General features: G+C 66.8%; 8 protein-coding genes, 1 tRNA gene and 2 pseudogenes. 5 read left to right on the forward strand and 6 right to left on the reverse strand.

The window, feature by feature from the left end; all coding sequences use genetic code 11:
* Positions 1–17 precede the first annotated feature (17 nt).
* The 3 genes and pseudogenes from P1N55_RS01380 to P1N55_RS01390 all read right to left on the reverse strand — a co-directional run bounded on the left by P1N55_RS01380 (position 18) and on the right by P1N55_RS01390 (position 4,966).
* Positions 18–2,441 (reverse strand): CPBP family intramembrane glutamic endopeptidase, encoded by a 2,424-nt coding sequence (locus P1N55_RS01380; protein WP_276277250.1) that lies wholly within the window; start codon positions 2,439–2,441, stop codon positions 18–20.
* Positions 2,438–3,249, reverse strand: a pseudogene (locus tag P1N55_RS01385) (ABC transporter ATP-binding protein). The gene P1N55_RS01380 and the pseudogene P1N55_RS01385 overlap by 4 nt, the downstream one beginning before the upstream one ends.
* A gap of 166 nt (positions 3,250–3,415) precedes the next feature.
* Entirely contained in the window at positions 3,416–4,966 is a 1,551-nt protein-coding gene (locus P1N55_RS01390; RefSeq protein WP_276277251.1) for an SLC13 family permease, read from the reverse strand.
* A 187-nt stretch (positions 4,967–5,153) separates the two neighbouring features.
* Here P1N55_RS01390 and P1N55_RS01395 point away from each other — a divergent pair, with 187 nt between their 5' ends.
* The gene (locus P1N55_RS01395; RefSeq protein WP_276277252.1) at positions 5,154–5,729 is read left to right on the forward strand and encodes a hypothetical protein; all 576 of its coding nucleotides are present in this window, start codon (positions 5,154–5,156) and stop codon (positions 5,727–5,729) included.
* A gap of 195 nt (positions 5,730–5,924) precedes the next feature.
* Positions 5,925–6,767, forward strand: a complete 843-nt coding sequence (locus tag P1N55_RS01400; protein WP_276277253.1) for a hypothetical protein — start codon at positions 5,925–5,927, stop codon at positions 6,765–6,767.
* Between the two features lie 303 nt (positions 6,768–7,070).
* Here the strand turns inward: P1N55_RS01400 and P1N55_RS01405 are convergent, their stop codons facing one another.
* Positions 7,071–7,589, reverse strand: a complete 519-nt coding sequence (locus P1N55_RS01405; protein WP_276277254.1) for a DM13 domain-containing protein — start codon at positions 7,587–7,589, stop codon at positions 7,071–7,073.
* A 112-nt stretch (positions 7,590–7,701) separates the two neighbouring features.
* On the opposite strand from P1N55_RS01405, the gene P1N55_RS01410 reads away from it, so the two are divergent.
* Both P1N55_RS01410 and P1N55_RS01415 read left to right on the forward strand, forming a co-directional pair.
* Positions 7,702–8,316 (forward strand): universal stress protein, encoded by a 615-nt coding sequence (locus P1N55_RS01410; RefSeq protein ID WP_276277255.1) that lies wholly within the window; start codon positions 7,702–7,704, stop codon positions 8,314–8,316.
* Between the two features lie 203 nt (positions 8,317–8,519).
* On the forward strand, positions 8,520–9,425 hold the full coding sequence (locus P1N55_RS01415) for a phosphatase PAP2 family protein (RefSeq protein WP_276277256.1): 906 nt from the start codon (positions 8,520–8,522) through the stop codon (positions 9,423–9,425).
* Between the two features lie 60 nt (positions 9,426–9,485).
* On the opposite strand, the gene P1N55_RS01420 is transcribed toward P1N55_RS01415, so the two are convergent.
* Both P1N55_RS01420 and P1N55_RS01425 read right to left on the reverse strand, forming a co-directional pair.
* Positions 9,486–9,594 (reverse strand) — tRNA-Glu (locus tag P1N55_RS01420).
* A gap of 154 nt (positions 9,595–9,748) precedes the next feature.
* Positions 9,749–11,715 (reverse strand): annotated as a pseudogene (locus tag P1N55_RS01425) (3-hydroxyacyl-CoA dehydrogenase NAD-binding domain-containing protein).
* 113 nt (positions 11,716–11,828) lie between these two features.
* On the opposite strand from P1N55_RS01425, the gene P1N55_RS01430 reads away from it, so the two are divergent.
* Complete coding sequence (locus P1N55_RS01430) at positions 11,829–12,986, forward strand: acyl-CoA dehydrogenase family protein (RefSeq protein WP_276277257.1); 1,158 nt, start codon at positions 11,829–11,831, stop codon at positions 12,984–12,986.
* The last annotated feature ends 30 nt before the right edge of the window (positions 12,987–13,016 follow it).

The following is a 13,016-nucleotide window of genomic DNA, read 5'->3' on the forward strand; positions in this document are numbered from 1 at the left end:
GGGTAACCGGGTCGAGACTACCCGACGAACCCGTGGGCGATGCCTGCAGCCAGCAGCGTCCCACGCCGGTCGACCAGCCAGCCGGTGACGAGGCCGACCAGTAGCACCACGAGCACGAGCGGCCACGCCGAGACCGGGTAGTACGTCAGATGGGCGAGCGCGAAGACGGCCGCCTGGCCGACGACTGCAACGGCGCGACCGTAGCGCTCCCGAAGCAGTCCCTGGAGGAAGCCACGGAAGAGCGTCTCCTCCTGGAACGCGGCGATGGCGAACCCGAAGAACCATCCCAGGAGGAGCGTCGTGACCCAGTCGGTCCCCGTACTCCCGCTAACGGCCGGGGCTGGTGCGGCCCCGGCCGTCCCCACCTGACCGAGCCCGGGCAGCATCGCCGAGATCGCGAGCCCGCCGCCGAGCGTCGCGAGGAGTACGGCAATCGTGCCGACGATACCCCACGCCAGGTCACCGCGAAGTCGGCCGCGCTCGACCCACCACGCACGGAGGTCGACACCGACCCAGCGCGTGAATCCGAGATAGACCAGTCCGACCGAGAGGAAAAGGAAGACGCCACCGAGAAACGCGAGGAAGAGCGGATCGGTGCTGTAGCCGCCGGGGAAGTACCGGTTCCAGACGCGGACGGCGACCGCTCGGAGGACGACGAACGCTCCGAGGAGGACGAGTCCGCGAACCTTCTGCGTGCGGGTGAACGACGCCGACTCGAGACTGCTCGCAGACGCACCTTCGGCCTCGCCGCCACCGGCCGACAGCAGCGCCCGACTCCCCGATCGCTCCGCGCCGCTCGCGTACGGCGGCGACGAGAACCGTCCGATCGCGGCCCGATAGCCGGCGAACCCGACGCCAGCCAGCACGACCGTGGTGACGGCAGCAGCGGCGACTGTGATGGCAGACTGGGTGCCGGCGTCACCGGCGAAGAGGACCAGCACGCCCGCTATCGCGGCGATGGCGGCGACCAGCAGGGCCGCGACCATGTACGCGATCAGCGCCCACTGACTCGGCGTCGCCACCTCGTATCCGCGGTACGTCCGCCGCGTGTCGTGTGACGGGATCAGCGTCCCGATTCCGACCGCGACACCACTGCTCGCGACCGTCGTCACCGCCGCGATAAGACCGAGCCCGACCGCGACCACCGGCGCGAGGCCCAGCGTGCCCGCGGCGACGACGGCCCCGACGACGGCAATGGGCGTCCCGACGAGGAGGCCGGCGAGCACGTGGCCGCGCACGAGTGTCCGAGCGTCCGTCGCCGACAGATACTCGATGGCACGCATCTCGTTGGCCTCCCCGAGTGGGTTCAATCCGAACGTGGCCCCGGAGACATACACGCCCGCGAACGCCAGCACGCCACCGACCACGAGTGGCACCTGTTCGGGCTCGCCGAGCACACCGAACACCGCCGTCGCCAGCACGATGACGAGCGGGAACAGCGGTGAGAAGCGAACGGGGAGGCGAATCCACCGCGTCCACAGCCCGAGCGCGACACCCAGAGGTCGCGGACCGAGTCGCGGGGGGAACGGCCGGTCGGGGTTCCCGGTGGATCCGTCCGCGGGTGCGGTGGTCGTCGATTCGTCCCGTCGTGCGAGCGTCGACGGCGTCGCGTCGGCGAACCAGAGCCGCGGCGCGAGCCGGTCTGCGACGGCCAAGAGCGCCGGGATGCTCGCGACCACTCCCGCCCCGACCAGCAGTGACCCCGCAGCGAGTTCGGGCCCGAGCGGCGTCCCGACGAATGCGAACGCGAGGTACAGCACCACGGGGGACGCGACGGCGGTCAGGGGTTCGAGTGAACCGGTCGCACCCACCAGCGGTGCCATCGCGGCGTAACTCAGTCCCAGCAGCGCCAGCAGGAGCACCACGCCGAACGCTCGACCGGCCGAACGGAGGAACTGGCTGTGCAACAGTCCCAGCACGACCAGTTGTCCGAGGACCGTCCCCGTCAACGAGACGGCCGTGAACAGCGGAATCGCCGCCAGCACAGCGGTCACCACGAGCGAGGGAAACCCGGCTCCCAGCGCGAATCCGCCGGCGAACAACAGCGTCGGGAGCGAGATGAAGCCGACGAGCTGGACGGTCAGGTGGGCGGTCGTCCCGAAGAGGACGGCGCGCGGACTCGTCGCGGTCAAGAGCAGGTCGTCGCCCTCCGGACGACCCTGCTGGACGACGCGCAAGGCGCTCATGACGACGAACACGACGGCGAGGAGGCCGACCTGGACGCCAAGCGTCTCGAGTGGAAGGGCCCCCTGCTGGGCGGCCGAACGCCCGGACGAGTGTGCGGTCCGGGCCCAGAACAACAGCGTCGGGGTAAACAGGACGACGAATGCGACCGCCGTCAGCTGTCGCTTCCGGGTGCCGAAGGACTTCCGGATGGACCGGCGGAGTTCGACCCGTGCGATGACGAGTCCGTGGCGGATGTCGTGCCCGACCCTGCTCATGACTGATTCTCGACCACGGCTTCAGCATCGTGGTCGGCCGTCACCTCGAGAAACGCCTGTTCGAGTGTGCGCTCTTCACCCGTTTCGGCCCGCTGTTTGAGGGCCGTCGGCGCGCCCTCGGCGACGAGCCGGCCCTCGTGGAGGACGCCGATGGTGTCGGCGAGTTCGTCGACGACCGAGAGGATGTGCGTCGAGAGGAAGACCGTCGTCTCGTCGTCGACGAGTTCGAGGATCACGTCGAGGACGGTCCGTGCGGCCCGCGGGTCCAGGCCGCTCGTGGGTTCGTCCAGGAACAGCACAGCCGGTTCGTGGAGCAACGCCTGTATCAGTCCGATCTTCTGTCGCATCCCCTTGGAGTACGTCGAGATGCGTCGGTCGGCGGCGTCCGCCACGTCGAGTCGGGACAGCAGGGCGTCGATCCGGTCAGCGGCGGCCGCGTCCGGGATGTCCTGGAGGAAGGCGACGTACGAGAGCTGTTCGCGACCGCTGAGTTCGTCGTACAGCGGCGGGGTCTCCGGGAGGTAGCCGAGCTTCGGGTGACTGCCTCGCGGTCGGTGAGCGGCGCCCCCATGATCGTCGCGCTCCCCGCCGACGGGGGCAACAGGGTCGTCAGCATCCGCATCGTCGTCGTCTTGCCCGCCCCGTTCGGGCCGAGAAACCCGTAGACGGTTCCCCTGGGAACGGCGAGGTCGAGGTGGTCGACGGCGACGTGGTCGCCGAACCGTTTGGTCAGTCCGGTCGTCTCGATGGCGAGGTCCCGAGCGGCCGCCCGTTCCCCGTCGGTGGCTGATGGAGGGCCGAGAGCCATACCTCCAAATATGTCAACCCAGTACAAAACTGTTTGACTCGGCCGTCGTCTCAGGTGTCTGGCTCTCCCCATCATCACGGACGGGACTGTGGGGCGGCGTTTGATCGGCATCCGCTTCCGTCCACCGCATGAGCGTGCCTTCGACGTGTCTCGCTCGCGTCGACGTTCAGCCGAGGACGATCGGCCAGAAGAACTGGATGAGTAGGTAGGAGACACCCGTCGTCAGAAGGATGACGATGCCGTCGAGCAACCCGCCTGCTCGGAGCATGTGCTCGCGTTCGATATACCCCGTGCCGAAGACGATCGCGTTGGGGGGTGTCGCGACCGGCAACGCGAACCCGTAACTGGCAGCGATCGCTCCGGTCACTGCGAGAAGCACCGATGTGAGCTCGCTCGACGTGCCGAGTGCATCAGCGTACGCCGGTCCGATGTTGATCAGGAGCGGGGCGAGGATGGCGGCCATCGCCGTGTTCGATGCCAGCTCGCCGACGACAACCGTCATCGTGATTATCACGAGGAGGATCACGACGACCGGCGTTCCCGTGAGAGCACCGAGTGTCACTTCCGCGAGCCACACAGTCGCCTCCGTATCGGCCAGCGCGTTCGCCAACGAGATGCCGCCGCCGAGAAGCAGTAACGTCCCCCAGTCGATCTCGATCAGGTCGTCCCAGGCTGTCGCGCCGCTGACGACCAGTGCAGGGATGGCGAGCAGCCCGACGAGAACGTAGAACAGCACGCCCTCGTGGCCAGCAGTGCCGAACACGTTCTGCCCCGTTCCGCCAAAGAGCGTCACGTACCACTCGCGCGGGAGGACGTCGTCGAACAGGAACGCGAACCCGCCGAGAAGCCACAGGAAGGCAGTCCCGCCGAAGATGGCGACGGTGCGACGGGCACGGGTCGAGAGCGCCCCCATCGAGCGAAGTTGGTCACGGGCACGGTCCCGGGCACGGCTGACGTCGTACCGTTGCGGAGGGTACACGACGTACGTCAGGAGCACCCACGCGACCGGGAGCGTGACGACCACCATCGGGAGTCCGATAGCGAGCCACTCGACGAACGTGATCTCGTAGCCGAGCAGTTCGTTCAGCTGGCCGGCGACGATGGCGTTCGGCGGGGTGCCGATCAGCGTGCCGACACCCCCAAGACTCGCCGCGTATGCGACCCCGAGCAACATCCCTATCTGGAGGTTCGACGCGTTCGCCGACGGATTCTCGCCACCCGCTTTCGTCAGGTCGGTGACGCTCTCGACGATGCCGAGGACGATTGGAACCATCATGGCGACCGTGGCCGTATTGGAGATGACCATCGAGAGGAGTGCCGTCGCGACCATCACGCCCAGGACGAGTCCCCGTGCGGACGTCCCGAATCGGACGAGCAACGAGAGGGCGATCCGCCGATCGATGGCGTGCTTCTGGAGCGCTTCGGCGAACATGAATCCCGCCAGGAGCAGGAAGATGACCGGATCGGCAAAGCCCGCGACAGCGTCCCTGAAGTCTGGATAGACCCCGAACACCGTCAGGAGAATGGGGATTGTCAGGGCCGTCAGCGGAAGCGGAAGCGCGCCGGTGACCCAGAGCACTGCCGCGAATACCATCGTGGCGACAGCGTACTGGCCGGCGACGGTGAGTGACCTGCCGGTGGGGATCGTCGCAACGGCCCCCAGCAAGAGGAGGGCGACGGCGATCGTCAGGACCGGGGTGACACGCTTCGATGACACTGGACCTACCCGTGCTTTTGTCAGCAGGTTGGTCGGTCATAGTAGTACCTATCTGGACCTGGTCGCAACCGGAGCTGATTCACGTGCGCCGGTCGCTGCAGCCGATGCTACACCGCCGACAGGGAGACGATCGCGGCCCCACGCAGAGACCACGTTCTTTACCCGGCCACGCAGATACTCGGACGGTATGTGGATACGGGACGTTTCCGGGCGGCTCGAGGCGCTGTTGTCTATCGTCTTCGTCCCGGCGGTCGTCGCCCACGAATACACGCACCACCTCACCCATACGTACCTGTTCGGCCGAGAGACGAGAATCGAATTCGAGGTATTCGACCTCTCCTCGACGAAAACAGACCGAGTTGTCTTCGTCGACGATGGGACCCCCCACTCTCGACCAGCAGCTGGCTCGACTCCATCACCGCCACCTGCCGAAACCGCGACCGAATCGCTGGTTGCGACGGTCCTCGCCCCGTTTGCCGTCGCGCTCCCGCTCGTCGTCTTCGTGGTGCTCCCGGGACTGCTCATCGACTCAGGTCAGGGTCCGATATTCGCTGCGGTGGAGCTGTTTCTCATCGTCCAGGGGTTCGGGTTCGTGTTTCAAACCGGTCCGTCGGAGAGTGATATGAATCGGCATTTCACGCTCTTTGGAGCGGACCGCGGTTACAGGGATACCATCGTGTACACTGCTATCCTGCTGGTCGAATTTGGGCTGCTATTGGGATATCTGTTCGTCGTCGTCCCGATGCTCGGGAGGGTTCCGTAGGTTCCACTTCTCCGCACTGCAGGCGGGTCGTTGGACACGGTCGGCCAGACCGATGGTCGCTGGAGTTGTCAGGAACGTTCTCGTCGAGATGGTCCGCACACCGCCGCGGTGTTTCCCGCTGGTTCACCACCAGGCCCGGATGCAGCGTGCGGAACCGCCACACGACTTTACTACCCCGGGACTGTGTGGTCGACTGTGAAACGATGTCCCGAGACACCCGCCGGTAGCGACGTCGAGTTCTCCGGCCACGTCTGGGTGCAGGAACTCCCGACCGGCGCGGAGTTTCGGTTCCAGGTGGCCGCGTCCGGCCTCGTGACAGTTGCGACAGCCAGCCAGTCCTACGAGACGGCCGCTTCCGTGCCACCACAGTACCGTCGGGCGGCAGACTGCATCGACCAGCGACTGGACCGTAAAGCACTGGAAGCGGCGACTGACGACCCGAGCGACGTGACCTTCTGCGGAATCGCGACCCGGAACGAGGGCATCGAGTTCGACTGGCAGCGGCTGCCGGCGTTCGTCGGCGTCGACGTGTGGTCAGGTCGGCAGGACCGATTCCTCCCCCCGGATTCGGCGACCGGTGTCTTCGAGCGCCTGGGCCTGCCCACGTTACCGGCCATCGACAAGGAGGTGCCGGCAGCACACATCGACGTCACGCAGTACACCGAGGGGTCCGAGTTCCCGCAGTCCGAGTGGCGAGACGGACACGCGGCCGGCGTCCTGATACGTGACAAATCCGGTGGGCGCGCCGTGGCACGGTGTGACGACGGCCGTTCCCAGTCGGCGCCCGACGCACGGACAGCTGCAGTCCTGGCGGAAGAGTACGCGACTGACGACCGCATCGAGCGTGCCGCGGCGGCGCTGCGGACGGATGGGCACTCGGTGACGGTCGAGGGGGTCCGCGACCGGCTGGTTTCGGACGTCGCCCGGGAGTCGTACGTGGACCTCTTTTCGGGCGGTGAGTTCGTCGCCTCGCTGGCAGCGTTTCAGTCAGCCGTCGCTGAACGGGTGCAAAAAAGCCTGTCCGACGGGAATCGGTAGTGTTTACTTTAGCAGCACCCGGTTCAGAGAACCAGAACGCCCCGGCTGGCTGTTTGCGGCTATCTTCCCTTAACTAAACACCGCCGTCGCCGCCGCGGAACGAGGTCGGGCGATGGGAGTCGGTTTCGGGCCAGAGGACCCCCCAGCGGCTGGTGGGTACTGCCTGATCTCTCGTTCAGACGGGTTCTGGAAGCGGTGGACGCCGTCTGGACCGGGCGGCAGAACCGCCGAGGTGACATCGGCCAGTGTTCGGGACACTGGCGCAGGGAATCGGCTGACGACATGGTTGCTCGGCACCGCTCGTCAGGTCGTCTCGCCGGAGACCGGGTTCAGTTCGGCGTATCCGAATGGGGCCGAGAACCGTTCACACCAGATCCCGACGCCGTTGATATCTGCGGCGGTGACACCCTCGGGCAGTCGCTGGGTGAAGGTCCCCTCCTTCGTGCTCTCCCCATCGTCGGCCCCGCCATCGATGGGAACCTTCGTGCCGGCGGTAATCTCGGCCCTCGAGTCCGGTGTTGGGGACGGCGTCACGTAGACGAACACGTCCGGGCCCTGGGTCTGGCTGTAGTTCTCGAACCGGAGGAAAAGCCCCTCGTCGTCGCGCAGCAGGAGCACTGTCCCGGTGACGTCGTACCCGGAGGTGCCGACGAACGAGCCACTGGCCAGTACCTCGGCGTCCCCGTCAGCCAGTTCCTCGTCGACTTGCGTGGACTGTTCGGGGAGGAAGAAATCGGACGGGCCGATGACGGCGAGACTCGCGACGACCACGACGACCGCGAGTATCGCCCCGCCAGTCGCGAACGTTCGGATGGTGACCATAGTGAGAGCGACGCGACGTGGGGGGATATCGGTTGTTCCAAATCCGACACGAATCGGGAATCTGTCTGGAGCGGCACAATCATTCATGTGGGCCGCGAGCGTTGGGACTGTTGTGTACGAACGCATCCTCGTCCCGACTGACGGTAGCGTCGGTTCAGCCCACGTCGCCCTCCAGGCAATCGACATCGCGGAGACCTACGGCGCGACGATCCACGTGGTCCACGTGGTCGACGAGAGCCTGCGGACGCTCGTCGGCGGGCAGACCGACGAGACGGAACTGGAGGACCGCGGGCGGGAGGTGGTCGACCGCGTCGCGGGGATGGCGCGTGACCACGGTATCGACGTGGAGACGGCCATCCTGCACGGCGACCCGGCACAGCGCATCGTCGCCTACGCCGACGAGATGGACGCCGACCTCATCGTCTCGGGGACCCACGGCCGTTCCGGCGTCGAGCGGCGCCTCATCGGGAGCGTCGCCGAACGGCTGGTCCGGCAGGCCCGCTGTCCCGTCATGACCGTCAGGCTCCCGGAGACGAACGTCACCGTCGACGACAAGGACGAGGCGATGGCCATCGCTCGTGACGCCCTCGAACGGGAGGGAATCGACGCAACCGTCGCGGCCGCCGAACGACAGGTGAGCGTGTGGGTCGTCGACGCCGAGAGCGAGGCCGACTCGTATCTGATCTACGTCGACCCCGTCACCCAGCGGACGAGCATCATCTCGTAACTCGCAGAAGAGTGTGCCAAACCCCCCCACAGAGGGGGCGTGTCGCTGAACCAGTCGAACTGCGCGGTTCTCCCACTCGAAGGTCGTTCGACGGACTTGGCGACGGAACGCGAGTGTGTGAGATCGAAGTCGGGCAGGACAACACCGAAGAGGGTGACCGCCGAACACACGCCTGAAGGCGGTCAGGGGAATCTTGTCCAGATATGGTCTTCGAAAACGGGCGAAGTATCGGGGTCACCGACGCGATTCATACCGCCGCAGACTGGCCAGTGCTCGTGCTCTTTGGCCTGCTCACTCAGCTCGGCGACGGGTGGTTTCTCTTTCTGCTGGGTGGCACGCTCTACGTGGCCGGTGACCAGCTGCCCCGGTGGGGAATCGAGAGACGCCGCGGGCTCTTCGTCCTGGGGCTCGTGCTCACGGCGGTTGCCCTCGTCGGGGCGCTCAAGGCATATTTCCAGCTGCCCCGCCCACCGTCTGTCAGTGGCGGCGACGTGCTGGTCCTGCCGCCGGTCCTCCGGAGCCTGTTCGCGACCGTCGCGACCGCCGACGGGTACGGCTTCCCGAGCGGGCACGCCCTCGGCAGCACGATGGCCTGGGGCGGCTGTGCGCTCGTTCTTCGGCGCGGCTCGTTCAGAAAACGGGCGGGGATCGCCGGCGTCATCATCGGTCTCGTCGCGCTGTCGCGGCTGGTTCTCGGCGTCCACTACCTCGTCGACGTCGTCGTCGGGATCGTCGTCGGCGGGCTCGTCCTCTGGTCCCTCTACCGGCTCACGGACGGAGGTACCAGGCCCGGACAGGTCCTCCTCGTCGCCACCGGCGTCGGGTCTCTCGGCGTTCTTCTCGGGGTCACGTTCGAAAGCGTCGCCGCCGTCGGGGCTGCCGCCGGCGCGTGGGTCGTCTGGCGGGCCGTCGCGGATTCGACGCCGGCCCACCCGACGACGCGGCGTGCGGCGGTTACCGGATTCGTCGTCCTCGGTGCCGTGGGCGGTCTCTTCGTCGCCATCACCGCACTCGAACCGCCACTCGCGCTCACGTTCCTCGGTAGCGCGGTCGGTGCTGGGGGCACCGTCGGGGCACCGCTGCTGGGCGAGCGGTTCGCAGAGTGGTAGGCCGGTCGGAACTCGGGTCCCTGCCGGCGGCGTCGCTCACCAGGTTGCTCCGTGAGAATGTGCTCGGTAGGGGATTTGAACCCCTGTCCTCGGCTGTCTTCCTCGCGGAGGTCGAACCTCCGGGCGAGCCGAAAGGCCAAGATGATTGGCCGGACTACACCAACCGAGCGCACTCGTCGGTTTCGGGTGCTTCAATTTAACCCCATCGAAATCGGGGCTCTGCGTGGACCGCTCGCACAGTCACTCACCTGTCAGCAACGGCCCCGCGAGCGGCTCCGGGGCTCGACCGGCGGGCACGGTTCGGACCCGGCCAGGGAGCCCGGTTACTTGCCCTCGAACTCGGGGTCGCGGTCGGCCGAGAAGGCGGCCAGTCCCTCCATCAGGTCCTCCGTGGCGAAGAGGTGGCCGAACGCCTGCGACTCGACCTCGAGGCCCGCGTTCTCGTCGTCGCGCCCCGCGTGCATCGCCCGCTTCGTGAAGTCCTGTGCGATGGGCGGCCCGGCGGCCAGCTTCTCGGCCAGAGCCAGCGCCTCGTCGAACAGCTCGTCGTTCCCGACGAGGTCGTTGACGAAGCCGTAGTCGGTCATCTCGGCGGCGTCGTAGTGGTCGGCCGTGAAGATAATCTCCTTCGCGCGCCCCTCGCCGACGATCTTCGCGAGGCGCTGGGTACCGCCCCACCCCGGAAGCAGCCCCAGGTCGTGTTCCGGTTGCCCGAACGTCGAGCGCTCGGAGGCCACCCGGAGGTCCGCCGCCGTGGCCAGTTCCATCCCACCACCGAGTGCGTAGCCGTCGATACCCGCGACGACCGGCATCGGACACTCCTCGAACTTGCCGAACGTCTCCTGGCCCTTCCTCGAGAGTTCGATGCCGTCGAGCGGGTTCGCGTTGCTCGCCGAGGCGACGACGTCGGCCCCCGCCGAGAACGCCTTGTCGCCGGCACCGGTCACCAGCACGGCCCGGACCGCGTCGTTCTCGCCGAGTCGGTCGATGGCGTCGCCGAGCTCGTCGAGCATCTCCAGGCTCACCGTGTTCATGCGGTGGGGCCGGTCCAGCTCGATGTGGCCGACGTGTCCGTCGAGGGTCTCGACGGTGATGGTGTCGTAGGCCATCGCGTCCCCGTCGTCGTCGCTCCCGTAGAAGCCCCCCTCCTCGGCGGCGTCACGGAGCCCCTCGCTGGCCTCGAATCGCGGGTCGTCGGTCTCCCCGTGGAGCTCGTCGAGCGTCTCGACGAGCGTCTCCAGGCCGGCCGCGTCAGTCATCTTCGCCGGCCCCTCGGGCCACCCGCCGCCGAGCATCACGGCCTCGTCGATGTCCGAGACGGGTGCGACGTCGTTCTCGACGAGTTTACCGACCTCGTTGGCCAGCAGGGCCAGCAGTCGGGTCTCGATGTCCTCGCGAGCGGCGTCACGCGGAATCTCCACGCCGCCGTCCTCGTAGTCGTAGAACCCTTCTCCGGTCTTCTTGCCGAATTTCTCCGCCTCGACCTTCTGTTCGAGCAAGGGACACGGCGTGTAGGCGTCGCCCAGCACCTCGTGGAGGTACTCGAGGACGTGGAGGCCGACGTCGTTGCCCACCTGGTCGGAGAGTTCGAGCGCCCCATCGGGAGGCCGATGCTGAACTTCGTGGTGGCGTCGACCTCGGCGATGGTCGCCTCGTCGTCGTGGACCAGCCAGCACGCCTCGTTCATCAGGGGGACGAGGATGCGGTTGACGATGAACCCGGGCGAGTCCTTGCGGACGCGGACCGGCGACTTGTCGAAGGCCTCTGCGAGTTGCTCGATGGCCTCGAGCGTCTCCTCGCTGGTGTGGGCGCCGGAGATAACCTCGACTAAGGCCATCCGCACCGGCGGGTTGAAGAAGTGCATCCCGCAGAACTGCTCGGGCCGGTCGGTCACCTCCGAGAGCTCTGTGATAGAGAGACTGGAGGTGTTGGTGGCGAAGATGGCCTCGTCGGGTGCGTACTCGACAACCTCCTGGTAGACGTCCTTCTTTATCGCCATCTTCTCGGGGACGGCCTCAATGACGACGTCGGCGTCGCCGACGGCCTCCTCGACGTCGACCAGCGGCGTGACCCGGTCCAGCGCCGCGTCGGCCTCGTCCTGTGTGAGCTGGTCTTTCTCCGCAAGCTTGTTCAGCGACCACTCGATGTTGTCGTACCCGTCCTGGACGAACTCGTCTTTGATGTCCCGCATCCGAACCTCGTAGCCGGCGAGGGCGGCCACCTCGGCGATGCCGTGACCCATGTTCCCCGCGCCGAGTACCGCGATAGTGTCGATGTCCTCGAAATCCATGACGTTCGTCACCACAGTCGGCCCACGTTTCAACGTTTCTCTCGGACGAAAACCTCGCTTGAGTTTATTCCGTTCGCCAAATAGTTATTGTGGGTTACGATAACAGGTAGCGTATGGACTTCGAACTCTCAGACGAGCAACGCCAGGTCCGCGACGAGGTCCGTCGCTTCGCCGAGAACGAGCTGAAACCGGTCGCGACGGAGTACGACCGCGCCGAGAAGTACCCGGACGAAATCGTCCGGAAGGCCGCCGAGATGGGGCTGACGGGGAGCAACATCCCCCTGGAGTACGGCGGGACGGGATACGACACGCTCACGAACGTCATCCTCGCCGAGGAGCTGTTCGCGGCCGACCCCGGCATCGGCCTCTGCATCCAGTCGGCGGCCTTCGGCGCCGACGCCATCGTCGAGTTCGGGACCGACGAACAGAAAGCGCGGTTCCTCGAACCCGTCGCCACGGGCGAGGCGGTGATGGGGGCCGCCATCTCCGAACCGGACACCGGGTCTGACGTCTCCTCGGTGTCGACGCGGGCCCGCAAGGAAGGCGACCAGTGGGTCATAGACGGCACGAAGATGTGGATAACCAACGGGTCGGTCGGGGACTACTTCGTGGTCCTCTGTGAGACCGACCCCGAGGCCGAGGGCCGCTACAACGGCTTCTCGCAACTCGTCGTCGAGGCCGACCGCGACGGGTTCGAGGCCGAGAAGATAACCGGGAAGCTGGGCATCCGCGCCTCCGATACGGCCGAACTCGTCCTCGACGGCGTGCGGATCCCCGAGGAGAACCTGGTGGGAACCCGCGGGGCGGGGTTCCTCCAGCTCATGCAGTTCTTCGACGAGACCCGGACCGGCGTGGCCGCCCAGGGCGTCGGCATCGCCCGCGGGGCCGCCGAACGAGCTCTGGAGTACGCGAAGGAACGCGAGCAGTTCGACCGCCCCATCTCGGAGTTTCAGGCCATCCAGCACAAGCTCGCCGAGATGTTCACGGAGATCGAGGCCGCCCGACAGCTGACCTACAAGTCCGCCTGGAGCGTCGACAACGAGGACGAGCAGCTCACGCAACTCGCCTCGATGGCGAAAGAGAAGGCCTCGCGGGTCGCCGTGGAGGTGGCCGACGAGGCGGTCCAGATCCACGGCGGGGCCGGCTACGTCGACGACTTCGACGTCGAGCGGTTCTACCGGGACGCGAAGATAACCCAGATATACGAGGGGACGACCGAGATACAGAAGAACATCATCGCCCGCGAACTGCTGGGCAAGGGCATCGTGTGACGCCTCGACGCCGTCCGCCGAACCGTCGGG

This window comes from Haloarcula regularis (assembly GCF_029338315.1).
Classification (GTDB): Archaea; Halobacteriota; Halobacteria; order Halobacteriales; family Haloarculaceae; genus Haloarcula; species Haloarcula regularis.